Source organism: Ensifer sp. LC384 (genome assembly GCF_001695865.1).
In the GTDB taxonomy this organism is placed as follows: Bacteria; Pseudomonadota; Alphaproteobacteria; order Rhizobiales; family Rhizobiaceae; genus Ensifer.
The window spans coordinates 13154-39836 of record NZ_MBST01000031.1 but is presented as its reverse complement, the minus strand read 5'-3'; the positions used below and the strand labels follow the sequence as shown (position 1 = coordinate 39836).

25 protein-coding genes are annotated in these 26683 nt (G+C 61.7%); 5 read left to right on the top strand and 20 right to left on the bottom strand.

Translation table 11 applies throughout. The features are described 5' to 3' along the window. Positions 1 to 18 precede the first annotated feature (18 nt). The 4 genes from fliN (at position 19) to BC363_RS21465 (ending at position 3466) form a co-directional block, all read left to right on the top strand. Complete coding sequence (fliN, locus tag BC363_RS21480; protein ID WP_065784653.1) at positions 19 to 645, top strand: flagellar motor switch protein FliN; 627 nt, start codon at positions 19 to 21, stop codon at positions 643 to 645. Between the two features lie 29 nt (positions 646 to 674). After that, positions 675 to 1706 (top strand): flagellar motor switch protein FliG, encoded by a 1032-nt coding sequence (fliG, locus tag BC363_RS21475; protein ID WP_065784652.1) that lies wholly within the window; start codon positions 675 to 677, stop codon positions 1704 to 1706. 234 nt (positions 1707 to 1940) lie between these two features. Continuing rightward, positions 1941 to 3020 carry a flagellar biosynthesis protein FlhB gene (flhB, locus tag BC363_RS21470; protein ID WP_065784651.1) on the top strand — a complete coding sequence of 360 codons (1080 nt, stop codon included), beginning with the start codon at positions 1941 to 1943 and terminating at the stop codon, positions 3018 to 3020. Between the two features lie 5 nt (positions 3021 to 3025). After that, positions 3026 to 3466 carry a hypothetical protein gene (locus BC363_RS21465; protein ID WP_065784650.1) on the top strand — a complete coding sequence of 147 codons (441 nt, stop codon included), beginning with the start codon at positions 3026 to 3028 and terminating at the stop codon, positions 3464 to 3466. Between the two features lie 12 nt (positions 3467 to 3478). Here BC363_RS21465 and BC363_RS21460 read toward each other — a convergent pair whose 3' ends face one another. From BC363_RS21460 to BC363_RS21365, 20 genes are all read right to left on the bottom strand, one after another. Then, positions 3479 to 4222, bottom strand: coding sequence for a helix-turn-helix transcriptional regulator (locus BC363_RS21460; RefSeq protein WP_065784649.1), 744 nt, complete (start codon positions 4220 to 4222; stop codon positions 3479 to 3481). Positions 4223 to 4234: 12 nt separating this feature from the next. After that, positions 4235 to 4975, bottom strand: a complete 741-nt coding sequence (locus BC363_RS21455; protein ID WP_065784648.1) for a helix-turn-helix transcriptional regulator — start codon at positions 4973 to 4975, stop codon at positions 4235 to 4237. 838 nt (positions 4976 to 5813) lie between these two features. Then, complete coding sequence (gene fliF / locus BC363_RS21450; RefSeq protein ID WP_065784647.1) at positions 5814 to 7490, bottom strand: flagellar basal-body MS-ring/collar protein FliF; 1677 nt, start codon at positions 7488 to 7490, stop codon at positions 5814 to 5816. Positions 7491 to 7829: 339 nt separating this feature from the next. Then, the gene (locus BC363_RS21445; RefSeq protein ID WP_065784646.1) at positions 7830 to 8222 is read right to left on the bottom strand and encodes a hypothetical protein; all 393 of its coding nucleotides are present in this window, start codon (positions 8220 to 8222) and stop codon (positions 7830 to 7832) included. 72 nt (positions 8223 to 8294) lie between these two features. Beyond that, positions 8295 to 8849: a chemoreceptor glutamine deamidase CheD gene (cheD, locus tag BC363_RS21440; RefSeq protein WP_065784645.1), complete on the bottom strand. Its 555-nt coding sequence runs from the start codon at positions 8847 to 8849 to the stop codon at positions 8295 to 8297. Then, a complete protein-coding gene (locus BC363_RS21435) occupies positions 8846 to 9235 on the bottom strand; it encodes a response regulator (protein ID WP_025425902.1) in 390 nt (129 codons plus the stop codon). The genes cheD and BC363_RS21435 overlap by 4 nt, the downstream gene beginning before the upstream one ends. Further along, a complete protein-coding gene (locus BC363_RS21430) occupies positions 9235 to 10293 on the bottom strand; it encodes a chemotaxis response regulator protein-glutamate methylesterase (protein ID WP_065784644.1) in 1059 nt (352 codons plus the stop codon). Before BC363_RS21430 ends, BC363_RS21435 begins: the two co-directional genes overlap by 1 nt. Next, positions 10290 to 11198, bottom strand: a complete 909-nt coding sequence (gene cheR, locus BC363_RS21425) for a protein-glutamate O-methyltransferase CheR (protein WP_065784643.1) — start codon at positions 11196 to 11198, stop codon at positions 10290 to 10292. The genes BC363_RS21430 and cheR overlap by 4 nt, the downstream gene beginning before the upstream one ends. Further along, positions 11195 to 11665: a chemotaxis protein CheW gene (locus BC363_RS21420; protein ID WP_065784668.1), complete on the bottom strand. Its 471-nt coding sequence runs from the start codon at positions 11663 to 11665 to the stop codon at positions 11195 to 11197. Before BC363_RS21420 ends, cheR begins: the two co-directional genes overlap by 4 nt. Before the next feature lie 5 nt (positions 11666 to 11670). After that, a complete protein-coding gene (locus BC363_RS21415) occupies positions 11671 to 13959 on the bottom strand; it encodes a chemotaxis protein CheA (protein ID WP_065784642.1) in 2289 nt (762 codons plus the stop codon). Between the two features lie 19 nt (positions 13960 to 13978). Beyond that, positions 13979 to 14344 (bottom strand): response regulator, encoded by a 366-nt coding sequence (locus BC363_RS21410; RefSeq protein ID WP_065784641.1) that lies wholly within the window; start codon positions 14342 to 14344, stop codon positions 13979 to 13981. Positions 14345 to 14347: 3 nt separating this feature from the next. Further along, positions 14348 to 14641 (bottom strand): STAS domain-containing protein, encoded by a 294-nt coding sequence (locus BC363_RS21405; protein WP_065784640.1) that lies wholly within the window; start codon positions 14639 to 14641, stop codon positions 14348 to 14350. Positions 14642 to 14680: 39 nt separating this feature from the next. Beyond that, positions 14681 to 16303: a globin-coupled sensor protein gene (locus tag BC363_RS21400; protein ID WP_065784639.1), complete on the bottom strand. Its 1623-nt coding sequence runs from the start codon at positions 16301 to 16303 to the stop codon at positions 14681 to 14683. 694 nt (positions 16304 to 16997) lie between these two features. Continuing rightward, positions 16998 to 18395: an FGGY-family carbohydrate kinase gene (locus BC363_RS21395; protein WP_065784638.1), complete on the bottom strand. Its 1398-nt coding sequence runs from the start codon at positions 18393 to 18395 to the stop codon at positions 16998 to 17000. A 4-nt stretch (positions 18396 to 18399) separates the two neighbouring features. After that, a complete protein-coding gene (rhaM, locus tag BC363_RS21390; protein ID WP_065784637.1) occupies positions 18400 to 18714 on the bottom strand; it encodes an L-rhamnose mutarotase in 315 nt (104 codons plus the stop codon). A gap of 7 nt (positions 18715 to 18721) precedes the next feature. Beyond that, positions 18722 to 19726, bottom strand: coding sequence for an ABC transporter permease (locus BC363_RS21385; protein WP_065784636.1), 1005 nt, complete (start codon positions 19724 to 19726; stop codon positions 18722 to 18724). Next, the gene (locus tag BC363_RS21380) at positions 19726 to 20706 is read right to left on the bottom strand and encodes an ABC transporter permease (protein ID WP_065784635.1); all 981 of its coding nucleotides are present in this window, start codon (positions 20704 to 20706) and stop codon (positions 19726 to 19728) included. Before BC363_RS21380 ends, BC363_RS21385 begins: the two co-directional genes overlap by 1 nt. Further along, positions 20703 to 22199 (bottom strand): sugar ABC transporter ATP-binding protein, encoded by a 1497-nt coding sequence (locus BC363_RS21375; RefSeq protein WP_065784667.1) that lies wholly within the window; start codon positions 22197 to 22199, stop codon positions 20703 to 20705. The genes BC363_RS21380 and BC363_RS21375 overlap by 4 nt, the downstream gene beginning before the upstream one ends. Before the next feature lie 253 nt (positions 22200 to 22452). Further along, the gene (rhaS, locus tag BC363_RS21370) at positions 22453 to 23442 is read right to left on the bottom strand and encodes a rhamnose ABC transporter substrate-binding protein (RefSeq protein ID WP_065784634.1); all 990 of its coding nucleotides are present in this window, start codon (positions 23440 to 23442) and stop codon (positions 22453 to 22455) included. Positions 23443 to 23567: 125 nt separating this feature from the next. Continuing rightward, on the bottom strand, positions 23568 to 24380 hold the full coding sequence (locus tag BC363_RS21365; RefSeq protein ID WP_065784633.1) for a DeoR/GlpR family DNA-binding transcription regulator: 813 nt from the start codon (positions 24378 to 24380) through the stop codon (positions 23568 to 23570). A gap of 203 nt (positions 24381 to 24583) precedes the next feature. Between BC363_RS21365 and BC363_RS21360 the strand changes: the two genes are divergently transcribed. After that, on the top strand, positions 24584 to 26683 hold the full coding sequence (locus BC363_RS21360; protein ID WP_065784632.1) for a bifunctional rhamnulose-1-phosphate aldolase/short-chain dehydrogenase: 2100 nt from the start codon (positions 24584 to 24586) through the stop codon (positions 26681 to 26683).

Below are 26683 nucleotides of genomic sequence, written 5' to 3'. Positions count from 1 at the left end.
AACTGGAATAGTTCGCACATGGCACCCAAGAAAGCACCAATCAACGAACAGGCCGCAGTCGCTGTCGGAGACATGGAACTCGACCAGGCGATCGACGATCTGCGCGGTGTTCTGAAGAAGGACACGGACGCGCCGGCTGGCTTCGGCGCTGAGTTCGGCAGCGAAGACACGCTCGGCGGTACCGCCGAATTCGGCGGCGACTTCGCCGCTCCTGCCGGTGGCCTTGGCGCCTTTGGTGGCGACTTCGGTTCGGACAGCTTCGGCAGCGACCTGTCGGCCAGCCCGGCCGCTACGGATTTCGGTGCCGGCAGCTTCGGCGCAGGCGATTTCGGCGCATCCGCCTTCGATGCCGGTGAGCCCGCCATCGATACGCCGCCCGGCAGCGGCATGACCGCCAATCTCGACCTGATCATGGACATTCCGATCGATGTCCAGATCGTTCTCGGCACCAGCCGCATGCAGGTCTCGGGTCTCATGAACCTGACCGAAGGCGCCACGATTTCGCTGGACCGGCGGATCGGCGAACCGGTCGAAATCATGGTCAACGGCCGCATCATCGGCCGCGGCGAAATTACCGTTCTCGAAGGCGACGACACCCGGTTCGGCGTCAAGCTCATCGAGATCAAGGGCAGCAAGAAATCATAGAGCCCGATGATTGGGCGAGGGATGAATCCATGATGGATTTCGAGAGTTTTGAGGCGCAGGCACTTTCCAGGCCTCTCAACCAGACGGATAAGGCGGCGGCCGTTCTCCTGGCGATGGGCAAGTCCGTCGCCGGAAAGCTGCTGAAGTTCTTCACCCAGAGCGAATTGCAGGCGATCATCGCCTCCGCGCAGTCGCTACGGGCCATCCCTCCTCACGAACTGGAAGCGCTGGTCAACGAGTTCGAGGACCTCTTCACCGAGGGCGCCGGCCTCATGGACAATGCCAAGGCCATCGAGAGCATTCTGGAGGAAGGCCTGACCCCTGATGAAGTCGACGGCCTGCTCGGCCGCCGCGCCACCTTCCAGTCCTACGAAGCCAATATCTGGGACCGCCTGCAGGAATGCGACCCGGTTGCGGTCGCGCTGCAGCTGGCCAGGGAACATCCGCAGACCATTGCCTATGTCCTGTCGATGATGCCTTCGAGCTTCGGCGCGAAGGTGCTGCTGCAGCTCTCCGAAGCGCAGCGGCCGGATATCCTGAAACGTGCGGTCAACATGAAGGACGTCAGCCCCAAGGCTGCGTCGATCATCGAGAACCGCGTCATGGAAATGATCGGCGAGATGGAAGCCGAGCGCAATTCCGCAGGCCCAACCAAGATCGCCGAGGTGATGAACGAGCTCGACAAGCCGCAGGTCGACACGCTGCTCGCTTCGCTCGAATCTCTCAGCACCGAGTCGGCCAAGAAGGTTCGCCCGAAGATCTTCCTCTTCGACGACGTTCTCTACATGCCGCAGCGCAGCCGCGTTCAGCTCTTCAACGATGTCTCGACCGACATCATCACCATGGCGCTGCGCGGTTCGACCTCGGACCTGCGCGAATCGGTGCTCGCCTCGATCGGCGCACGCCAGCGCCGCATGATCGAATCCGATCTTGCCATGGGCGATGCCGGCATCAACCCGCGCGATATCGCCATTGCCCGCCGCTCGATCACCCAGGAGGCGATCCGCCTTGCCGCAAGCGGCCAGCTGGAGCTGAAGGAGAAGGAAGCGCAGGCCGCCTGATCCCTCCCGGCCGCCGGGAGACCTCTTAAAGGCCGGCGCAAAGCCCAGTCGTAGAACCATAACGCGGGCCCAGAGCCCGCGTTTCTGCGTTGGCGGGATCAACAGCGCGCATTTCCTGTTGACCCCGCATGATTGCCCCGACGAGACCCTTGTCTGCCCTGGTTTCCGGGTTCACTACAGGCAGCGCAAGATCAGCGCTGGCTTGCGGAAACCGGTCGGGAGACTTCCTGTCGCATGTCGGACGATCAGGATAAGGACAGCAAAACAGAGTCCCCGTCGGAGAAAAAGATCTCCGACGCCGCCGACAAGGGCAACGTGCCCTTCTCTCGCGAGGCGACCACCTTTGCCTCGACGGTGGCGATCTACATCTTCTTCGTGTTCTTCCTGACCGACGGTGCCAGCACGGTCGCCGAGGCGCTCAAGGACATCTTCGAGCAGCCGGAAGCCTGGCGGCTGAACAACGCCACGGATGTCGTCGCATTGATGACGCACCTCGCCTGGAAGTCGACGGCGCTGCTCGTTCCCATCTTCGTGCTGCTCATCGTCTTCGGTGTCGGCTCATCGATCTTTCAGAACCTGCCGCGCCCGGTGCTCGATCGCATCCAGCCGAAGATGAACCGGATTTCGCCGATGGCCGGCCTGAAGCGCATCTTCGGCGTCCAGGGCCTGGTGGAGTTCGGAAAGTCGCTGTTCAAGATCATCATCGTGTCGATCCTCGTGGTGCTCGTTCTCTGGAACGACTACTTCGCGACGCTCGACCTGATGTTCTCCGATCCGGTGACGATCTTCTCGGCGATGACGTCCGATCTCAATCAGGTGATGATCGTCATCATGCTGGCGACGGCCGTGCTGGCGATCGCCGATCTCTTCTGGTCGCGTCATCATTGGTACACCGAACTGATGATGACCAAGCAGGAAGTAAAAGAGGAGATGAAGCAGGCCCAGGGTGACCCGATCGTCAAGTCGCGCCTGCGTTCCATGCAGCGCGACCGGGCGCGCAAACGCATGATTTCATCCGTGCCACGGGCGACGCTGGTGATCGCCAACCCGACGCACTATGCCGTAGCACTGCGTTACGTCCGTGAAGAAAGCGACGCGCCGGTGGTCGTTGCGCTCGGCCAGGACCTCGTTGCCCTGAAAATCCGCGAGATTGCGGAGAAAAACGGCATCCCCGTCTTCGAGGATCCGCCGCTTGCACGCTCCATGTTTGCACAAGTCTCGGTCGATAGTGTGATTCCACCCGTGTTTTACAAGGCAGTTGCCGAACTCATTCACAGGGTGCATGCGCAATCGCAACCAAAACGGATGACGTAACGCCGATGAAAAAGTGCGAATTCTCCGAGTGTCGGGAACAGATAGTAGCCGAAGCGATCCGCCCAGTGGCGACCGAGTTGCGTCTCATCGACGCTGCGGACTTCATCGCTCTCCTGCGGTTCGAATCCTACGCCAGCCTCGCTGACCTCGTTGAATCGGCCGCCGAGCTCTATTTCCTGCCCGGAACGGTCAATTTCGGTCTCGGCGGCAACTACAACCTGGATTGGGACAGCGAGCCGGAAATCGTGCTCGATCTCGAGCTCAAACCGCGCGGCGTGACCATTTACGTGCGCCTCTCGCTCGGCAACGACACCGCCGGCATCGAGATCAGCCACATCACTTTCCAGAATCCGTCGGCGGATCCGGACGAGAACACGGCTTTTCTTGCAAAGAGCCTCGCGGAAGCGAAGTTCAGTACGTCGTACCAGCTGCCTCTGGCGAGCTGAACCGTTGCGCCGTCAACTGATGTAGCCGAGGCGAATAGCCTTGGCGATCGCCTGGATACGGTTGACCGAATCGAGTTTGGTCGTCGCGGCGCCGAGATAGGCGTTGACCGTGTGGACGGAGAGCCCCATCCGTTCGGCGATCTCTTCGCTGATATGACCGTCACCAGCCATTTGCAGGCAGGCGATCTCACGGTCGCTGAGCGTCTCGGCCTGCACCATGCGCTTCTCGTCGGCCGCCAGAAGGTCGGTCATGATCGTGCAGCTGCGGCCATGCAGATCGACGACCTGTTCGGTCGTCGCATCGACGTAGCTGCCGGCGAAGACGACATATCCGTTGCCCTGGGCACCGAGCCGCACGGGAAAAGCGATACCGGAATAGGGCAGCTTGCGCCCTTTCAGACGGTGGGCGAAGTGTCCGAATTCAGACATCTCCGCGGCCTGGTGTTCGCCCAAGCCGTCCCAAAGCACCGGCAGCAGTGACGTATCGAGATGCGCCGTCAACTCCTCGCCGTAGACGGTTATGAGATCGTGCGCATTCGCTTCCGAGGAGATGCCCCAGTTGTCGAGCACGCAGGCCAGCTTGCGCACCGCGCCCATGCCCTTGCCGTTGAGGCGCAGGACGGCGAAGTGCTTGGCGTTGATCTGACGCTGCATCGCCTGCAATCGCGTGATCAGGGTCGCCGCGCGCGCCGCCCTGCCGCTGCGGCTGTGCCGTTGGTCGTCGTCACTGCGTCCATTGGCGAGAAAATGGGTCATCGGCCTCGCCTCTCAGACCAGGTTGTTGCGGACGGCATAGGCAATCGCTTCCGAGCGGGTTCGCGTGGCCGTCTTTCGCATGACGCTGGTGATGTAGTTGTTGATCGTGTTGCGCGAGATCCCGAGAATGACGGCGATCTCTTCGCTCGTCTTGCCCTCGGCGATCCAGAAGAGGCACTCCAGTTCACGGTCGGTGAGTTCGAAGTCGCGATCGTGCCGCACTTCGGCGCGGGTGGTGAAGCTTGCGAGGTATCCGGCAAGCAGGGTCACATCGCGCAGGCTCTCCTGCGAGAGGATCACATCCTCGGGAACGAGCAGCATCAACGAGAAGCGCAGCCGCCCGACATTGAAGGTGACCGCGCAATATTCGCGGCTGATGCCGCGCGGCAGGTCGATGTCATCAGGCAGCGCATAGAACATTGGCTGCAGCACCGAGAGGCATTTTTCAAGCTCGGTTGTCTTGGCATGAAGCCCCGTAACGATGCCCGAAAGGCGCCTGACGATGTCGAACGGCCAGTCCGAGCAGACGACGAAGTCGAGGCCGTTGTCCTGAGAGAGATCGTACCGTGCCAGGAGATAATGGCTCGCTCCGACATATTCGGTCAGCGCCGTAAGCCCGCTCGCCAGATTGGCGCGCCCCGCCATTTCGCGCAGCCGCCGGAACAACTGATCACGCGTGAGCCCGCCACCGCGTATGCGTGTCGACGCTGTCGGCAATGGCCAGACAGTTATGTCTGCTTGCGAAATGTCCATGATGTCAGCCCCCGTGCCGGATTCACCGCCCTGGAACCTGCGCTTGCACTGTCGCCGCCAACAGCCGGCCCAAGCCGAATATCACCACCAGTCGCAATTCAGGACGCGAATCAATTGTTAAAAATGTACATCCGTCATCAAAAAAAACCACCGCCATCTTCTCGCTATTTACTTCACCCCCCTTTCATGAAACGATTCGCCAAGATGTCGCTTCGTTATCACCGGATCAGAGCCTCGCGCAGCGCATCTTTTGACATAGCATTGATATTTAAAAGAGTTTTACTGCTCGAATTGCCCCTGCTCCGCTGCCGCACCGACTTTGCGCAGCGCCGTGTGCCTCGCTGAGCGCAAATCCAGCCCAAATCTCGCCATTCAGCAGACTCAGGAAAAGCTTCGAATAGAGGCATATTTTACTTTAGAGTGATGCCTGTTGCGGAAATGCATCAATTATTCGATCGAACAACCGCAGTCTATCAATATATAAAACTCGAATACGTTACGGATTATTATCGAATAATCCAATTTATATTCCAATTAAACTATGTATTGACCAGAGCGGCGACAGTAAACCGGCCTACCGGCTGCATCCGGGCGGTGACGGCGGAATCTAAAAATTAAGATCTCGTTAAAGTATTACAATCGCGGATCGCACCCATGACTCTGGCGCCGACGCAACGCTTCTTGTCACGGATTCAGCGGCCGATACCGGCAGCCGCAGAGACTCGCACAATATTTGCACCGGACATGGCGGTAATCCCCCGCATCCGCAACGCCATTGAAACGAAAAATCCCGCCGGAACGGCGGGATTTTGCTCTATCAGACGATTTCTGTGTGTGATCAGGCAGCTTTCTCGAGAGCCCATTTGCGCAGGATCTTTGCGGCACGCTCTTCGCTGATCTCGACCATGCGGGCGAGGCGCCTTTCCGGCCCCTCCTTGACGCGGCGGTTGAAGCTGCCGGCGTCTTCGCCCATGCTGAGCAGATCGTCGCCGCTGTCGAAGCCGAAGTCCGAACCGAAGCCGTCCATGAGGGCGCCACCAGCCCCGGCAGTCGCAGGAGAGAAGTCGGGCAGTTCGAGACCAGCGGCTTCGCTTTCGAGTTGGCCGGCGTTTCCGCCGAGGCCGAGCTGCCGGGCGAGTGGCCGCATGCCCATCCAGACCACCAGGAAAGCGACGGCCACGAAGGCAAGCGCATTGATGATGCCACCAAGGTTGCGCGTCAGCGTCTCCATGATGCCCGGGCCGGCAACGGCTTGATCGAGCAATTGCGTCTCGACGAAGTCCATCGCGTTCAACGTCACGACGTCGCCACGGTTCGCGTCGATGCCGGCGGCTGACGACACGATCTTCTGCATCTCCTGGAGATAAGCATCGATCTTCGCCTGATCGGCGGGCTCGCCGACCATGGCAGCAAGGCGGCCACGGTTAACGACCACGGCAATCGACAGGCGCTCGACCGTGTAGCTGTTTTTCACGGTCGCGATCGTCTTGCTGTTGATCTCGTAGTTGGTCTGTTCTTCCTTCTTCTCGGCCTGATCGTTCGACTGCGGGCCGGCGCCGCCGCTCGGGGCGGCCTGAGGAATGTTCTGCTGTACGGTTGCGGCATTGTCCGGCTGCTGCTGGCTGGACTTCTGCTCTTCCTTGGTCACGCGGGTGGAGCGCTCGACACGCGATTCCGGGTCGAACATCGTCTCCTGGATCTGCTGCGTGTCGGTGTTCAGACGAGCCGTAACGCTGGTGCGGAAGTTGTCCATGCCGAGGAATGGAGCAAGCGCGTTGTCGATCTTCTTCTCAAGCTCTGTCTGGACGTTCTGCACGACACCCAGCGACTGGTTGAGGGCGCTGTTGGCCGGATCGTCGCCCGAAGCGAGAAGCTGACCGGTCGAATCGAGAATGGTGACGTCATCGACGTCGAGCCCCGGTACGGACGAGGCGACGAGATGGCGGATGGAAGCGGCGGCATTGCGGCCGACCGTGGCGCTGGCGCGGATCATCACCGAGGCGGTCGGGTTCTGGTCTGCCTTGCGGAAGCTGCCGCGCTCGGGCATCACGATGTGGACGCGGGCGGCGGCGATACCGGAGATCTGTTGGATGGTGCGACCGATTTCACCCTCGAGCGCGCGAACACGGGTGACTTCCTGCATGAAGGAGGTCAGACCGAGCGAGCCGACATTGTCGAAGAGTTCGTAGCCGGCATTGGCGCTGCTCGGCAGGCCGCGCTCGGCGAGCAGCAGACGGGACTTGCCGGTCATGCCGACCGGAACCTGGATGCTGCCGCCATCCGCCCCGACATTGAAGTCGATGTTGGCTTCGGCAAGCGCAATGCTGATCTGGGTGACATCGCTTCGCTCGAGCCCGACATAGAGCGTCTCGAACGATGGCCTGTTGACGTAGATGCCAGCCCCCAGGACCAGGCCGACGGCGATAAGGCCGGCGGCGGCCAGCGCTATCAGCTTGCCTTGCCCCAGACTGGCGAGGTTCTTCGTGAACATCGAAAATTGATTCAACAGACTCATTCTGTTTCCGCACCCAGTATCGCAGGACATTCGAGCCGGTCATCCGACGAGCGCCCTGCGCAGTTCCAACATCTGGTTTTCTGGGTTTCGCGCGCCCCGTAACGACTTCCAATACACGCGAATCCATCAGCCCCGATCGGGACCGTAGGAAACGAAACTTGCGCGAACTTGGCTTTCGCCTGCAGTCTCGGGGAATTCCGGGGATATGGCTGTCGAGAAATCTGGCTGTACCGGCGGCCGGTACAGCCGCAAGGGCTGGAAGGCTTCCGTCTTAAACGGCGTCGCGGAGACGATCGATCTCTTGGTTTTTACGCATTCCCTGACGTCCTGGGAAGTGCTCTAGAACGCCTCGAAGTCGCCCGCTGCCTTCGTCAACGGTTGCGAATGGCCGTGGCGCAGCATGCCGTTGCCCAGCGTCTTCTTCATGTCGGCGAGCTTGACCAGATTGACGGCGGTGGTCACGTCGACCAGGCAGGTATCGGGGATCGCGGCCGTGATCGTATCGATGAACTCGGCAAGGCCCCGGGTCTTCTGCACGGCCAGATCGATGCCCTGCAGCACCATCATCTCGTCGGGAGTGTCCAGTGCCGAGGCGCCCCGACCGCCGAGCAGCTGCGGCTCGATCCGTTCGATGAGATAGGCGACGTCGTGAAGTTCCGTGACGACGCGCATCAACACTTCGGGCAGCGATTCTTCCACGTGCGGCATGTGGGCCTGGTAGTCAGTCTGCATTGGCGGTTCTCACGTGGTTTCTGTGGCGATGGTGCAGGCGCAGGGTTCGCCTGCGGAGCAAGCCCCGCAGGATCAGAAGAATTCGATGGAGCTTTCGACCGGACGCGGCGCCACCACCGGGCGCTCTTCCAGCTGGACCGTGCGCTGGGTTTCCACCCCTGTCAGTGCGTACTGACGGGCGCGGCCCGACGACGGCCAGTATTCGAGCTTCCGGCCGTGTTCGCCGCCCGTGCTCTCGCCGACGATGCGGATGCCTTCGTCGAGCAGGAACTGCCGGGCAAAGGCGGCATTCTGCTCGCCGACATTCGAGAACCGTGCGATGGTCTTGGCGCCGCCAAAGATCTTGGCCTCGAGCCGATCGCGGCGGGCGCCCTGCTTCAACAGACCGTTGATCAGCAGTTCCATGAGATGGACCCCGTAGCGGGTCGCATCACCGCCGGAAGCAGGCGACGACGCCGCCCCCGGCAGCAGGAAATGATTCATGCCGCCGACTCCGACCACGGGATCGCGCATGCAGGCAGCCACGCAGGAACCGAGAATGGTCGACAACACCACATTGGGATCGTTGAAGACCTTGTACTCGCCCTGGATGACATGCACCCGCTTGCCGACGGCTTCCATGTTCATTTCAATGCCCCAAATACGGCTTCGATCGCGGCCTTCATCTTTTCGATGGTGAACGGCTTGGCGAGCACGTTGTTGGCCCCGAGCGCCGCTGCCTTCTGGACCAGCGCGCGGTCGCCCTGCGCCGTCAGGATGATGAACGCCGCCTTCTTGGTGGCCGGGTTGGATCGCACCGCCTGGAGCAGACCAAGGCCGTCCATCTTCGGCATGTTGAAGTCGGAGATGACGAGGTGATGCGGGTTCTGGGCCATGATCTTCATGCCCTGCTCCCCATCACCGGCGGCCGTGATCTGCTTGAAGCCCAGCTGCTGCAAGGCATCGCCCAGAAGCAGGCGGCTCGTGACCTGATCGTCAACGATCAGTACTTTTATTTTTTCGGCGATGGACATTATTCGCTTCCTTCCTTCCGGAGCGCCGCTGTCTTCAGTATCTCTTCCCCGATGGAACCGAGGGGGAGCTGCGTTTCGACGGCACCCAATTCATATGCAACTCTCGGCATGCCGTAGACGACGCATGTCTTTTCGTTTTGTCCGAAGGTCTTTGCCCCGGCATGCCGCATTTTCAGGAGACCGGATGCGCCGTCGCGGCCCATGCCAGTCAGAATGACGCCGATCGCATTGCGGCCGGCAAGTTCGGCGACCGAATCGAACAGCACGTCAACCGAAGGACGGTGCCCGTTGACCGGATCGCGATCGACAAGACGGCAGCAAGGCGCCGTCGGATTGGCGACCTGCAGGTGGCGCTCGCCACCCGGGGCCAGATAGACCTTGCCGATTTCCAGGCGCGCGCCATCGGTTGCTTCCTGCACCGCGGGCGCGCACAGGCGATTGAGCCGCTCGGCAAAACTCTTGGTGAAGGTGTGCGGCATGTGCTGCGTGATCACCGTCGGCGGGCAGTTCGCCGGGAACTTCTGCAACACCGTGATCAGAGCCTCGACGCCGCCGGTGGAGGCGCCGATTGCGATGATCTTGCGCCCTGCCCGATATTCGGAGGCGCCATTGGCATTGGCCGCCGCCGGCGCTGCCGCCTTGTTGCCGGTGATGATGAACTTGCGCTGCGAGCGCGCGGCCGCCTTCACCTTGTCGACGAGACCGGCAAAAGGATTCGGATCCCCCGGAAGGGGCTTTCCGACACAATCGAACGCGCCGATCTCAAGTGCTGCGATCGTCGCCTCGGCACCCTTGTGGGTCAGGGTCGAGACCATGATGACGGGCATCGGCCGCAGGCGCATGATCTTGTCGAGGAATTCGAGGCCGTTCATGTTCGGCATCTCGATGTCGAGCGTCACCACATCGGGATCGAGCTGCTTGATCGCCTGACGTGCTTCCATCGCATCGGCAGCCTGGCCGACGACGGTCACGCCCGGATCGGAATTGAGAACTGCGGTGATCAGGCCACGCATGGTGGCCGAGTCGTCGACGACGAGAACGCGAGCGGGTGCGGTCATACCCGTCCTCCATGAAACTTGCCGGTGTGGCGGTAGGTGGTGATGCCGATGTTGTCGAACTGCGACTTGGCGTCGCCCGACACGCGCTCGGAATGACCGATGTAAAGATGTCCGTTGGTGCCGAGCATTCCGGCAAAGCGCGACCAGATCTTCATCTGTGTCGGCTCGTCGAAATAGATCACGACGTTGCGGCAGAAGATGACATCGAACGGCCCCTTGAACGGCCATTGCGCCATCAGGTTCAGCTCGTTGAAGGTGATGAGCCGCTTGACGCGATCATCGATCTGCCACTTGAAGCGGCCGCCGGCATTGACCTCGTAGAACCATTGCTTGCGCATGGCTGGATTGACCGTCTCGAGCGCGGTGGCGTCATAGGCGCCGGCCCGCGCCAGCGCCAGGATCTTCGGATCGATATCGGTGGCGAGGATGCGGAAGTCGTAATCGGCCGCGTTCGGCAGCAGCGACAGCACCGTCAGCGCGATCGAATAGGGCTCCTGCCCGTCCGAGCAGGCCGCAGACCAGATGCGCACGCGACCGCCGGCCTTGGCGCGAGCGATCAGTTCCGGCAGAACCTCCGTCTTCAGATGCTCGAAGTGATGGTTCTCGCGAAAGAAGCGGGTGAAATTCGTCGTCAGATGCGAAAGCATGTCGCGGCGGGCGGCAGCGCCTGCCGGCGAGGAGACCAGCTGGCAGTATTCGCGAAACCCCTTCAGCCCGAGATTGCGGATATGCTTCGACAGGCGGGAATAGACCAGGGATGCCTTGGTCTCGTTGAGGTAGATGCCGGCATCGGCGTAGATCATCGCTGCGATCTCGCTGAGATCGCGGCGCGTCAACGGATACTCGCCGCTTGCCAGACACTCGTCGGGTGACTGCTTCTGTTCTAGAACGGCCTGGTTTCTCATGCTGCTTCCCTTTCTTCCTGCGGGAAGACAGATTCGAGTTCGATCAGGCAGATCAGCCGACCTTCGATCGCGAGCACGCCACGGGCGAAGCTCCTCTCGAACTCGGACGAGATGACATCAGGCGTCGGCTGGATCTTGTCGTCGGTGATCGTCAGAATGTCGGAGACGGCGTCGACGAGCAAGCCGACCACCTGGTTCTTCACCTGGGCGACAATGATGACATGGCGGACCGTCGGTTCGGCAGGCTTCATGCCGAGGCGCGCCGAGAGATCGACGATCGGCAGCACCGCTCCACGCAGATTGATGATGCCGAGCATGTAGGACGGCGCATGCGGCATCGATGTCGCCGGCGTCCATCCGCGGATTTCGCGCACGGACATCACGTTCACGCAGAATTCCTGATCGCCGACGCGGAAAGCGATCAGCTCCCGTCCGTCCGTGGTCAGATTTTTTGCGGCATAGGTCATCACATTCATCCGGCAGCAGCGAGAGACATTTCAGGCTTCAGCGACTGGCCACGCGAGGCGGCCACGATCGTGTCGACGTCGAGGATGAGCGCTACCCGACCGTCGCCGAGGATCGTCGCGGCCGCGATGCCCGGCACGTGGGTATAGTTGGCCTCGAGGCTCTTGATGACGACCTGGCGCTGGCCCTGGATGGCGTCCACCATCAGCGCACGCTGGCCGCCACCTTCGGATTCCACCAGAAGCGCTACGCCTTCGACCGGGTTTGCCTGGCTGGCGCGGAAGTTGAGGATGCGACCGACATCGACCAGCGGGCAGAAGGAGTTGCGGATCGAAATCAGCCGCTGGTTGGAGCCGAACGAATGGATTGCGGCCGCTTCTGGCTGCAAGGTTTCGACAATCGCCGTCAACGGCACCACCAGCGTCTGGTTGGCGACGGTGACCACCATGCCGTCAAGCACGGCCAGCGTCAGCGGCAGGCTCATGGTGAAGATCGAGCCATGGCCGGGCTTCGACGAGATGTTGATGCGGCCGCCGAGCGCCTGGATCGAGCGCTTGACGACGTCCATGCCGACGCCGCGGCCGGAGATGTCGGAGATCTTGTCGGCGGTTGAGAAGCCGGCGTGGAAGATCAGGTTGTCGATCTCTTCGTCCGAGAGATTGGCGTCCGTCGCAATCAGATCGTTGTCGATCGCCTTCTGGCGCACCTTCTCGCGGTTGATGCCGGCACCGTCATCGGCAAGTTCGATGACGATGCGGCCCGACCGATGCTTTGCCGTCAGGCGCACGGTGCCTTCGGCGCTCTTGCCGGCGGCCAGCCGCTTCTCGGGCGTTTCGAGGCCATGATCGACCGCGTTGCGGATCATGTGGGTCAGCGGCTCGGCCAGCTTGTCGATGACCGTCTTGTCGACTTCAGTGTTTTCGCCTTCGGTGATGAGGCGGACCGATTTTCCGGTCATGTCGGCGATTTCGCGCACGATACGCGACATGCGCTGGAACACCGGCTTTACCGGCTGGGCGCGGATCGCCATCACCGAATCCTGGATCTCGCGGGTGAGCTGCTGCAGCTCTTCGAGGCCCATGTTGATCGACGAGGTGCCGTTGGCGTCGTTTTCGATCACGCTCTGCGACAGCATTGCCTGGTTGATCACGAGCTCGCCGACGAGGTTGATCAGGCGGTCGACGCGATCGAGATCGACTCGGATGGTCGGCGTCGCGGCGGACGCTGCTGCCTGTTGCGCGGCTGCAGATTGCGCCGCAGCGCTGGCGGCGGCACCGGCCGATTTTTCAGCGGGCGTGCGGGTGGCGGACTGCGCCATCTGCAGCACGTTGCTGGCGGTGCCGGCAGCGGAGACGGCCGCATCGCGGATCGCCTGCTGGGCTGCCAGCTGTTCTTCTTCCTCGATCACGCCGACCGAAACAGCCGGCTCGTCGTCGAGGATCGAGAGGTCGAACGGCACCGGCTGCATCGGCAGCTCCTCGCTCGGAGCGGCAGCATCGTCGGAGACCAGCGAAACCTCGAGGTCGCAATCCCACTCGGCGAATTCGAATACGGTGCGGATCGCGTCCTCGCCCTTGTCCGTCTTCAGCGATACCTTCCAGGAGAAGTAGGCGGATTCCGGGCTCAGGCGGTCGAGCGTCGGAAGGGCGTCCATGTCGCAATGGATGCTCATGTCACCCAGGCGGGAAAGGTCGCGCAGAAGCAGCGTTGCGTCATTGCCCTTGGCGTAGAGATCGGATTTCGGCTTGAAGACGATCTCGTAGGTCGGCATCTCCATCAGCGCCGGCTCGTCCGCTTCGAAATCATCGAAGGAGAACGCGACGGGCTGGAAGCCTTCGTCGTTGACAACAGGGGCTGCGACCGCAGGGGCGGCCTTGACGACCGGTTCGGCAACGGCCGATGCCTGCGGCACTTCGCCATTGGCAAGCGCCTCGAGCTCCTTGATCAACTGGCGGCTGCGCGCCTCGTCGACGCTACCGCCATCACGGGCGGCGTTCGTCAGGTCGGCCAGAACGTCGGCCGACTTCAACATCACCTTCAGAACCTCAGGACCGGGGTCGAGCCGGTTGGAACGAACGCAATCAAGTGTCGTCTCAAACACATGGGCGAAGGAGACGAGGTCGTCGAGCCCGAAGGCGCCGGCGCCACCCTTGATCGAGTGCACCGCGCGAAACACGGCATTGACCGTTTCCGGATCGCGGTCGCCGTCATTGAGCTTCAGAAGACCCGATTCCAGCTCGGCGAGTTGCTCCTCGCATTCCTGGAAGAAGATCTCTTTGATTTCGTTCATATCCATTGGAGGCTATCCTCGGACTTCAGGCCGTTACGCGCTCGATTGCATCAATCAGTTTGGTCGGGTCGAACGGCTTGACGATCCAGCCGGTGGCGCCGGCCTGACGGGCACGGTTCTTCTTTTCGGCATCGCTTTCCGTGGTCAGAACCAGGATCGGCACAGCGCGGTAACGGTCGTTCTTGCGCACGCCTTCGATGAAGCCGAAGCCGTCGAGACGCGGCATGTTGATGTCGGTGACGATGACATCCGGATTGGCTTCTTCGAGAACCTCGAGGCCCTCGACGCCGTCCTCAGCCTGGATCGTTTCAAAACCGGCATTGTTCAGCGTGACCAGAAGCATGTTCCGGATCGTCCGGGAGTCGTCGACTGTCAGAACTCGCTTTTTCATTCCTCAAATCTCCTTTGCCATCAGGTGGTCGATATCGACCCCGATGAGCTGTGTCGTTTTCTCGAAAGCGTCCGACACCTTGCTGAAGGTGAAAGACAAATGATCCTCTTCCCAAGTCTTGGCGCCGGCCATCAGGACCTGAACGCAGAGCGTTCCCACCCGCTCGACCGCCGAGGCATCGATCACCAGGTCGCTGCCCTTCAGGCCCAAAAGCTTCTCATGCAGCGCGGTCGCTTCGTTCAGGTCCAACACCGGAGCGAGGCTGAGCGTCTTGTGAGCGGTCTTCTTGCTGGCCATTCCTGTTTTCCTCGACTGCTAACTCTTGAGTGTCCGGGATCAGCGCTGCCAACCGGCGAACTGACGTTGCGGACCGTCATCGAACAATGCCGCCGCCATTTCATCCTCGGCCACATCAGGAGGAACCGGGAGGCTGCGTCCCTGGCTGGCAGTCGATGTTGGCGAAGCCGCGTGGCGACGTTCGACGCGGAACCTGCGGATCGTCTCGCCAAGCTCGACGATGACATTGTGCAGATCGTCCGAAGACCGGACGGTCTCGCCCGCCATCGCGGCGCTTGCCTGCACGGCTTGCGAAATCGTTCCGATGTCGGATGCAACGCCCCTGAGATCGCCGACCTGCTGCTCCGCCTCGCGGGCGATGCCGGAGACGGCGGCATTAATCGACGTGACCTGCTGGACGATGCTGCTGATCGCATCCTGCGTGCGACCGACGATCTCGACGCCGGTCTCGACCTGCGCCTTGGTGCCCGTCACCAACTGCTTGATTTCACGCGCCGCTTCGCCGGAACGCTGCGCAAGCGCGCGCACTTCCTGGGCGACGACGGCAAAGCCGCGGCCGCTGTCGCCAGCCCTTGCCGCCTCGATACCGGCGTTCAGCGCCAGGAGATTGGTTTGGAAGGCGATCTCGTCGATGACGCCGATGATCTGGCCGATCTTCTCGGCCGACGCCTCGATGTCGGCCATGGCGGAAATTGCCTGGCCGGCAATCTCGCCGCTGCGCTCGACGGCGACCCGCGTCTCGTTGGCTTTTGTCTCGGTGGCGCTGATGCGGCTCGAGCCCGTCGCCATGCGTTCGGTCATATCGGCAAGTGCTGCAATCTGGCCCGACAGGGCATCGGCTTCGGCCGCGGCCTTTTCGGCGAAGCCGGCCGCACCATCGCGAAGACGCCCGATGGACGTCTCCGCCGCCTGGCCGCGTTGGTCGGCGGACTGCAGGCTTTGCTGGATCGTGTCGAGCGCTGCATTCAAGCTGGCAACGATCGGCTGGTAGGCATCCGGCGCGTTCTGCGACAGGCGCACACCGAGGTCGCCCTCGTTCAAGCTCTTTGCGAAGTCGCCGAAGAGGGCCGTTACTGCCTGCTCGTCGGCGCTGTGCTGATCGGCGAGCTGGCGCTGATGCTGCTGACGGAGGGCGTTGAAGCGAAGCGAGACGCCGATCTCGGTATCGACGAAAACGGTACGGACGAGTGCCGCGACCAGTTCGCAGAGCTCCTTGCGACGCCCCCTGCCCATCGGCAGGAAAGATTTCGGCCAAGCCTCTTCGATGAGGCCGACCAGCAGGTGCTCAAGCACGACGGCGTGGCTCGCCATCTGCCAGCGCGGATCGAGGCCCATGCGGTTTGCGGTATCGGCGAGCACCTTGACGCGCTCGGCATAGAGGCCGTCGAAGCGCGCATCCGTCAGCACATTCCAGTGCGAGGACTGGATGTCCTGCAGGCGCTCGAGCTGCCGGTCGCTATCGAAGTGCCGGGCCGCGTCAGGATAGCTCTGCAGGCGCTGGAAGAGATCGCGAAGCGCAATGTTGATGCGGGGGACAAGTTTCTGCCTGATATCGCGGACGCGGCAACAGCTGTCGTCGTCGAGCCCGGCAAAACGCAAGCGCTCCAGCAGACTGCCTGCCTGGCCCTTCCTTGCCTGTTCTGACGATGTTTCCTGCCTCAACGCTCAATCCCCGGCTTTGCATGCTCGGAATTTGCCTGGGGAGGATCAGGACAGTCCACGGTCCACCGGACGTGCACGCCACATCATTGAGATCAGCCCCCGCCGCTCGGGCGTCTGCTATCGTCCATCCCGCAAGTAAATTCGATGACGAATCGATACCGGACCGGAACCGGTACGGCGGGGCGGCATCATGCCTTGAGGAGACTGTGACTTTTCCCATTCCGACGTGTGGGACAATGTTTATGGTTAATTCCTTGCTTGAAGGTTAACGGTTGATGCCCTGTAACTGGATTCACTAAAATTCGCCGGGCGTTTTCAACCACTGTTTTTGCAGCGCAGCAATGCCGCACTATTAGCGGCGGACTTCAACAGGTTTTCACTCACAAGAGTTTAGAATTGTACTTCTACTCGCGCTCGCGTATCGAAGCGAAAGTGAAGTGGGCGCAGATCGCGCAAAAGAAACCTTTGCAGCAAGCAAAGCGACATCATGACGATGCGCTGACGGGAAACGAACAATGATTGTTCTTGGTATAGGCGCCGCTCTCACAGCAATCCTGACAATGATGGCCGTATCGATCGTGCTCAATCTCGAGCATAACCGTTCGACGAACCGCAGCTCGGTTTTCTGAGAAGAAAAACGAGCATCGTTGACGCCGATGCGCCTCGCATGCGGCGGCGTTACTTTTCAGATATTTTATGATTGCCGATCGCCCGCGCCATTTTGCACGTGGCTTCTCGTTAGCGACCGCCAGTTCTCTGCATAACGCGCAAAACTTTCAGGAACGGGACCGGCAAACGCCTGCACCCCGGTCCGCACATGGCGCCCGTCGACAAGGCTCGCGGCCCCGAGGCTCGTGCCGGTCACATTGTGACCGTCGGCAAAAACCGGGCGCCCGGTTGCCGCCTGAAGCATGCGCAGATAGGCGGCATTTGCGGCAAACGGCCCCTCGACCACGATATCCCCTCGCGCACCGATGAGATCGAGGCAGGTCGCCGTCATCAGCGCCAGATAGAAGGAGACGGCCGCGGTCTTCTCCGAGAGCGTCAACGTGCCTTCGTCTATCGTCCAGCAGGCCTTGGCCGAAGGAAACGGCCCGGAGCCTTCGGGAAGAGAGGGCAACAGCATGTGCTCCGCTGCAACAACTGCGCTTTCGTCCTCAAACGACGAGGATGCGGCACTATCACCGAGCAGCAGCGCGAAAGCGCGGCCGCCCATGAAGCGCGCCGAGGGAACGGGATCGCCAAGCGCGTTGACGTTGATCAGCGTGTCTCGATGTTCATCGAGCGTCACCTCGTCGGCACCGACCGCCAGCATCACGACCCAGGTGCCGGTCGACACGACGGAAAACGGCGCTTGCCGGGTCAGCAAATGCGGCAGCAGAGAGGCATTGGAATCGTGAATGCCGCAATAGACAGGTGTGCCATTTGGAATGCCGGTGGCCGCACAAAGTTCCGGCAACAACGCGCCGACGATTTCGTCAGCCTTGCGGACCGGCGCAAACAGGTGCCGCCAGCCCTGGCTGTCCACCAGTGATGAGAAGGTGCCGGCGTTCGGATTCCAGAGATCGGTGTGGCAGCCGAGCGACGTCAGCTCGTTGACCCGGATGCCGGTCAATCGAAAGGTCCAGTATTGCGCATAGGTCAGGATCGTCGCGACCTTGGCGAAGGCGTCGGGAAAGGTTTGCTGCTGCCAGAAGAGCTGGGCGCCGACATTCAGGCCCATCGGCAGGCGCGCGGAGCCGGTTTCGGTAAAAGGTGGCCGAAGGCGCTCATAGGCCTCCGAAAGTGTACCCGGCCCGCCGAATTCGTAGTCGAGCACCGGCAAGGCAAGTCCGCCGGCTTCGTCGAGAACGACCGCCGTCGCTCCGTGGGTGGTGATCGAGATTGCCTCCAGGGGATGCTCGGCCTGGAGCGCCTTCAGACTATCGAGCATGAAGGCCCAGAGGCGCTCGACATCGAAATGTGGATAGGGATCGCCTTCGACGACGCCGTTCGCAGTCTTGCGCACAGCGATCTCCTCAAAACGATCGAGATCGACCGCTGCGACCTTGGCGTTAGTCTTGCCGATATCGATGACGCCCACGATCCGCATTAGGTCAGCTCATGTGAAAGACGGTTTTGAGCGGCACGGCGACAGGTTCGTTATCGCCATGGGTCTCCATGATGTCGGCCATATGCGCCCACCACTTCTGCATCACGGGATGGGAGGGCAGATCGGCCATGCCATGATCATCCGTTCGCCAGAGCACGCCGAAAAGCAGATCGTTCTCTTCGTCGAGATGGATGGAATAGTCCGAGACGCCTGCCTCCTTCAGCAAGGTCACCAGTTCCGGCCAGATGGCGTCGTGACGCGCGGTATATTCGGCGGCCATTCCCGGATTGAGCCGCATGCGGAAGGCGTATTTTTCCATGGAAACCTCAGTGGGCAAGACGGCGGCGGGCGCGTCGCCACAGGATGGGCAAGGCGATGACCGAGATCAACAGCAAGCCGATGAAGATCGACATGACGATGCCCGGCACGTTCAAAAGCCCGAAGCCGAAAGTGACCATGCCCATGATCAGGGCCGCCAGCACCACGCCCGGGATGGTGCCGGACCCACCGAGAATGCTGACGCCGCCAAGCACCACCATGGTCACGACTTCCAGTTCCCAGCCGAGCGCGATCGACGGGCGGGTGGAGCCAAGGCGCGAGGTCAGGCAGATCGAGGCAAGCCCGGCCATCAGGCCGGTGAGCAGGAACAACATGAACTTCACGCGGCCGACGCGGATGCCTGAGAACAGCGCCGCCGTCTGGTTGTTGCCGATCGCGTAGACGGCGCGGCCGAAATTGGTCTTGTGCAGCACCACGCCGTAGGCGACCGCCAAGATGACGAACAGCGTGAACTCGAACGAGAACACCCACCAGACATAGCCCTGCCCAAACCAGGAAAAACTGTCGGGGTAGCCAGTGAAGGCCTGATCGCCGAGGATGATGAACGAGAGGCCGCGAAACAGGCTCATGGTGCCGATGGTGACGACGATCGACGGCAGGCCGAGACCGGTGATCAGCAGGCCGTTGACGGTACCGCACAATAGCCCGACCGAAAGCCCGACAACCACCAGAGCCGGCGTATCGAAGCCGAGCTGGACGGCGTACCCCATCGCTGTCGAGGCAAGCGCGATGATCGAGGCGACCGAGAGATCGATCTCGCCTGAAATGATCACCAGCGCCATGGCGAAGGCGATCATCGCCTTTTCAGTGAAGTTGAAGGTGGCGTCGGACAGGTTCCACGGGTCGAGGAAGTAGGGCGAAGCCAGCGAGTTGCCGAGGAAGATGACGCAGGCGACGACGAGCAGCAGGCTTTCCCAGCTCTTCAGCAGGCGCGCGCCGCGCCCTTCCAGGCGATCGGGAATGTTGCGGGGGGAGAGATGCGTTTCGGCCATCAGACAGCCTCCGCCTTTTTGAGGATGACACGCCCCTTGCGCCGTTCGGCACGCGCATTGACGGCAACGGCGATGATGATGACCATGCCGGAGATCGCCATCTGGGCGAAGGGCGATATGTTGATGACCGGCAGGGCGTTCTTGATCACGCCGAGGAACAGCGCGCCGAGCACCGCGCCCGGCACCGAGCCGATGCCGCCGGCGATCGAGATGCCGCCGATGACGCAGGCAGCGATGATGTCGAGTTCGAAGCCGGCGGCGATATCGACATAGGCAACGGCATAACGCGACACCCAGAGATAACCGGAAAGGCCGGCCAGCGTGCCCGAGAGGCAATAGGCAAAGAAGCGGGTTCGGCCGACATCGATGCCGGTATAGACGGCCGCATGCGGATTGCCACCGACGGCGAAGAAGGCACGCCCGAGCGACGTGCGGCTCATCACCAGGAAAATCGCCACGACCATGACGAGCGAGAGCCAGGAAAGCACCGGAATGCCGGCAAGATCAGTGCGCGGAAAGCTCTTGAAGGCATCGCTCATCTGGTGGGCATTGATCCACTTGCCGTTGGTCAAGAGGAAGATCAGGCCGCGATAGATGGTCAGGGTGCCGAGCGTGACGACGATCGGCGGAATGTCGAGCTTCCAGACGAGCGCACCGTTGATCATGCCAAGGATAGCGCCGAGCGCCATCGCCGACAGGATCACGACCGGGATCGGCAGGCCGGGAAAGGCGGCGTTCAACATGGCTGCGACCATGCCGGAAAGCGCCAGGTTCGCCGCCATGGACAGATCGATGCAGCGGGTCAGGATCACGGCCATCTGGCCGAGCGCCAGGATGATCAGGATCGAGGTGTCGTTGTAGACGCGTGCCAGATTGGTCGGCGCGATGAAGGGCGGGAAGCGCCAGGCGATCAGGGCGATCAGCACCAGGATCGCGCCGACGAGCAGCAGTTCACGGTTTTTCAGCAGCTTGCCCATCATGCGGCCTCCACAATGCCGGCTGCGGCACGCACCAGCTTTTCCGCCGTCAGTTCGGCCCGCTCGAAGCGGCCGGCGATGCGGCCCTCGCGCATGACGATGACACGATCCGACATGCCCATGATTTCGGGGATTTCCGATGAGACCATGATGACGCTGAGACCCTGGGCGGCAAGCTCGCTCATGAAGGCGTGAACGGCGGCCTTGGAGCCGATGTCGATGCCCTTGGTCGGCTCGTCGAGGATGATCACCTTCGGCTTGGTTGCCAGCCACTTGGCGATGACCACCTTCTGCTGGTTTCCGCCGGAAAGCGTGCCAACGTCCTGGTCGAGGGAAGCGGCCCGCAGATCGAGCCTCGACGTATATTCCCGCGCAAGCGCGAACTCGTTGGCAAGTTTCAGGAAGCCGGAGCGCGAGGTGCGCGACAGCGACGGCAGCGTCACATTCTGGAAGATCGGCAAGCCGATGATCGCGCCCTGACGGCCGCGCTCCTCCGGCACATAGACGATACCGCTCCTGATCGCCTCCGACGGGTTGCGGATCACCAGGATCTCGCCGTCGAGCCTGATGGCGCCTGCCGACGGGCGAGTGATGCCTATCAGCGACTGCATGAATTCGGAGCGGCCGGCGCCGACCAACCCGTAGAAGCCGAGGATCTCGCCGCGGCGCAGTTCGAAGTTGATGTCCTCGAATTCGGTCGGGTGACGGTAGCCGGAGACGGTCAGCACCGGCTCGCCGATGGCCACGTCTTTCTTCGGGTAGACGGAGCCGACGGCGCGGCCGACCATCATGCGCACGAGATCGTCCTGGCTGACATCGGCGATCAGCCCCTCGCCCACCATGGTTCCGTCGCGAAACACGGTGTAGCGATCGGCGATGCGGAAGATCTCATCGAATTTGTGGCTGATGAAGAGGATCGCCTTGCCGTCTGCCTTCAGCCGTTCGACGAGCGCATAGAGCTCGTGAATTTCCTTGTGCGACAGCGCCGCCGTCGGCTCGTCCATGATGACGACGCGGGCATCGACCGACAGCGCCCGGGCGATCGCCACCAGATGCTTCTTGGCAATGCCGAGATCGCGCAGCCGGATCGTCGGATCGAAATCGGCACCGGCACGATGCAAAAGCGCGCGCGCATCGGCATTGAGTTTCGCCCAGTCGATCAGACCGAAACGATTGCACGGGGCATGACCGAGGAAGATGTTCTCGGCGACGGACAGTTCGTCGAAGAGAACGGTCTCCTGGTGAATGGCCGTCACGCCGGCGCGCGCGGCGGAAAGGGCGGTCGGGAAAGTCGTTTCGGTATCCGCGACACGGATGCTGCCGCCGTCCGGCTGGTAGATACCGGTCAAGATCTTGACGAGGGTCGACTTGCCCGCACCGTTTTCACCGACCAGCGCAGTCACCGAACCGGGATAGAGCGACAGCGAAACGTCGGACAATGCCTTGACGCCGGGAAAGGACTTGGAGATGCCTTCGAGCGCGATGGCGGGTTTCATCCGCGATGTGATCGTATCCTGCAGCAAATTCAGTTCCGCCGAGTTTGTGGGCTCGCCAAGGCTCCACGTCTGCAAATTGCCCCTCACCCTAACCCTCGCCCCGCTCGCGGGGAGAGGGGACCCGTTCGCAGCCCGCCATTCGTTGGGTGCGAGGGGACGGTCGAGTGCGCCGCATGTCCCTTCTCCCCGCGAGCGGGGAGAAGGTGCCGGCAGCCGGATGAGGGGCGGATTCGGTTAGGTCGTCCCTCGCCGATCAGAAGATCTTCGCGAACTCTTCGACATTCGAAGCGTCGTAGACGAACGGGTCGGCCATGGCGCCTTCATTGTTGTCGTCGAGCTTGACGGCACCCATGCGGCCCATCTTCAGCTCTGCGCCCGGCTTGGCTTCGGCACCGTTGACGAGATCATAGGCGATCATCGTCGCGGAGTAGCCGAGATCGATCGGGTTCCAGATCGCGAAGGACTTGGATGCGCCCGACTTCACGTGACCGGCCATCTCCGATGGAAGGCCGAGGCCGGTGACATTGATCTGGCCGATCTTGCCGGCGTCCGTCACTGCCTGTGCCGCCGCGACGATGCCGACCGACGTCGGCGCGATGATCGCCTTCAGGTTCGGATGGGACTGAATGAGGCCCTGCGTTTCGCGGTAGGACTTGTCGGCCAGGTCGTCACCGTAAACGGTCGCGACGACATTGATGCCCTTGTAGTTGCTCTGAACCTTCTTCATTTCCTCGATCCAGGTGTTCTGGTTCGTGGCTGTCGCCGAAGCGGAAAGCACGGCGACATCGCCGCCGTCCGGCAGGTTGTCGGCGGCGAGCTTGATGATCATGTTGCCGATCAGCGGGCTCGAAGACGGGTTGAGGTGCATCAGGCGACCGTCCTTGGCGACGCCGGAATCCCAGGAGATGACCTTGATGCCGCGATCCATCGCCTTCTTCAGCGCCGGAACCAGGGCGTCGGTGTCATTGGCGGAAACCGCAATGGCGTCGACCTTCTGCGCGATCAGCGAATTGATCACCTCGATCTGGCCTTCGGCGGTTGTCGAGGTCGGGCCGGTATAGATCACCTCGACATCGCCGAGTTCCTTGGCGGCTTCCTGCGCGCCCTTGTTGGCAGCCTCGAAGAAGCCGATACCGAGCGCCTTGACGACCAGCGCGATCTTCTTGTCTTCCGCATGCGCGGCATTGGCCATCAGCGCCAACGAAACGGCGGCCGTGACCATCAGTGATTTCAGAATCTTCATTTCCACTCCTCCCATGGACCGGAACGCGATCGGGATGACCGCATCGTCCGGTACTGACCTTCTCCAATTCAAGTCCGGCTCAGCCTTTTCCGACTGATGCCGATCTTCCCCTCCCCTCGGCCGTCTCAAGCGGTCGAGGATGCAGCCTCCGCGTCCGTGCCGGACCTGGCATTGGCGACCACCAAGCGCACGCCGGCATTTTCGAGCATCGCGGCATGCCTGTCCTCGATGCCTGAATCCGTTATCACCGTGGCGATCCGCTTCAATCCACACAGGATGAGGCTGGAGCGCTTGTGAAATTTCGACGAGTCGACCAGCACGACAAGCTCGTCGGCCTGATCGATCAGTTTCTGTTCGGCCTGGATCAACAGCGGATCCGCTTCCATCAGGCCAAGCGGCCCAAGGCCCTGCGCGCCCATGAACATGCGGCGCGCATAGAAATTGCGCGTCACGTCGTTGTCGAACGGGCTCAGAATGATGTTTTGCTCGCGGTAGATGGTTCCGCCCGACAGCATCACCGTATTCTTCGAATGCTTCAGCAGGTGCTCGGCGATCGGAAACGAGTTGGTGAACACCTGCATCCGGCGATTGCTGAGAAAGTGCACCATCTGGAAGGTGGTCGTGCCGCCATTGATGATGATCGGCTCGCCGTCTTCGCAGAGCGCCACGGCTTCCTTGGCGATCGCCTGCTTCTCGCGGGCATGCAGCCCTTCATTGACCTTGAACGGCCGGCCGGCGAGCCCGACGAATTGCGGCGGATTGATCGCCTCCGCGCCGCCGCGCACGCGCCGCAGCCGCTTCTGCACGTGGAGCGCGGCGATGTCGCGCCGGATCGTCGCCTCGGAACTGTCGGTCAGATCGACCAGTTCCGGCACCGTGACGACGGGCTTTTCCTGAACCGCCGACAGAATGATCCGATGTCTTTCTTTCTCGTGCATCCGCTCCTCCGATAATTTGCATGCTTCCATCACGACCAAACATTGTCAATCACAATCAATCATATTTTTTCATTGTGCAGTGCGATATGCGCGAATTTGATCGTTTTTGATTGACAATGACTCTCGGGCCATGTGATCTGATGCCAACCACATCTCCACGCGGCCGCCAAGCCGCGAGGCAACGGACCGGGAGGATTTTCGAGATGCTCGACAAGCAACAGGGCGCGCGACTTGCCAATCTATGGGATGAGACAAAGGCGGCCGGCATGACCGAGCCCGAGCGTCTTCTCTATCGTTCGAACCTGCTCGGCTCCGACAAGCGCATCACCAACTACGGCGGCGGCAACACCTCGGCCAAGGTGCTGGAAAAGGATCCGCTTGGCGGCGGCACGGTCGAAGTCCTCTGGGTCAAGGGCTCCGGCGGCGACGTCGGCACGATCAAGATGGACGGCTTCGCCACGCTTTACATGGACAAGCTGAATGCCCTGAAAGGCATCTACCGCGGTGTCGCGTTCGAAGACGAGATGGTCGGCTATCTCCCGCATTGCACGTTCAACCTCAACCCGCGCGCCGCCTCGATCGACACGCCGCTGCATGCTTACGTGCCGAGGAAACACGTCGATCACATGCATCCCGATGCGATCATCGCGATTGCCGCCTCCAGCAACAGCAGGGAATTGACCGCCAGGATCTTCGGCAGCGACATCGGCTGGCTGCCCTGGAAGCGCCCGGGCTACGAGCTCGGCCTGTGGCTGGAAAAGTTCTGCCTGGAAAACCCTGATGCACGCGGCGTCGTGCTCGAAAGCCATGGCCTCTTCACCTGGGGCGACACGGCCAGGCAAGCTTACGAAACCACCATCGAAATCATCAACAAGGCGATTGCCTGGTTCGAGACGGAAAACACCGGACCGGCCTTCGGCGGCGTGGCCAAGCCGACGCTCGATGCCGCCGAGCGGGTGGCGATCGCCAAGCGGCTGATGCCGGTCATTCGCGGCCTGATCGGCGCAGACGAGCGCAAGGTCGGGCATTTCGACGACAGCCAGGCGGTGCTCGACTTCGTGACGGCCAAGGATCTGAAGCCGCTGGCAGCGCTCGGCACCAGCTGCCCGGATCATTTCTTGAGAACCAAGATCTGCCCGCTCGTCGTCGATTTCGATCCTGCCGCCGCGGATATCGAAAAGACGCTCACCGGACTTCCGGACGCGATCGCCGCCTATCGCGCCGACTATGCTGCCTACTATGAGCGCTGCAAGCACGCAGACAGCCCTGAGATGCGCGATCCGAACGCGGTCGTCTACCTCGTGCCCGGCGTCGGCATGATCACCTTTGCCAAGGACAAGGCGACGGCGCGTATCTCCGGCGAGTTCTATGTCAACGCCATCAATGTCATGCGCGGTGCCTCCGGGGTTTCGACCTATGTCGGCCTGCCGGAACAGGAAGCCTTCGACATCGAGTACTGGCTGCTCGAGGAAGCCAAGCTTCAGCGCATGCCGAAACCGAAGAGCCTTGCCGGACGCATCGCCCTGGTGACCGGCGGCGCCGGCGGCATCGGCAAGGCAACAGCCCACCGGCTGATGCAGGAAGGTGCCTGCGTCGTCATCGCCGATATCGACGAGGCGGCGCTTGCCGCTGCCGAAAGCGAGCTTGCAGCCCGCCACGGCAAGGATTTCGTGCGCTCGGTCAGCATGAACGTGACCAGCGAGGCTGCCGTCGAGGGTGGCTTCGGCGATACGCTGCTTGCCTTCGGCGGCCTCGATATCCTGGTGTCGAATGCCGGCCTTGCCTCCTCCGCCACGGTCGAGGATACGACGCTGGCGCTCTGGAACAAGAACATGGACATCCTCGCGACGGGCTACTTCCTCGTCTCGCGCGAGGCTTTCCGCATCTTCCGCAACCAGAAGGCCGGCGGCAACGTCGTCTTCGTCGCCTCCAAGAACGGCCTTGCCGCCTCGCCCGGCGCATCGGCCTATTGCACCGCCAAGGCGGCCGAAATCCACCTCGCCCGATGCCTGGCGCTTGAGGGGGCTGCAGCCCAGATCCGCGTCAACGTCGTCAACCCGGACGCCGTGCTGCGTGGCTCAAAGATCTGGACCGGCGAGTGGAAGGAGCAGCGCGCAGCCGCCTACAAGATGGATGTGGACGACCTCGAGGCACACTACCGCGAACGCTCGATGCTGAAGCTCAGCGTGTTCCCGGAAGACATCGCCGAAGCAATCTACTTCCTCGCCTCGGACATGTCGGCGAAATCGACCGGCAACATCGTCAATGTCGACGCGGGCAATGCCCAGTCGTTTACGCGCTGA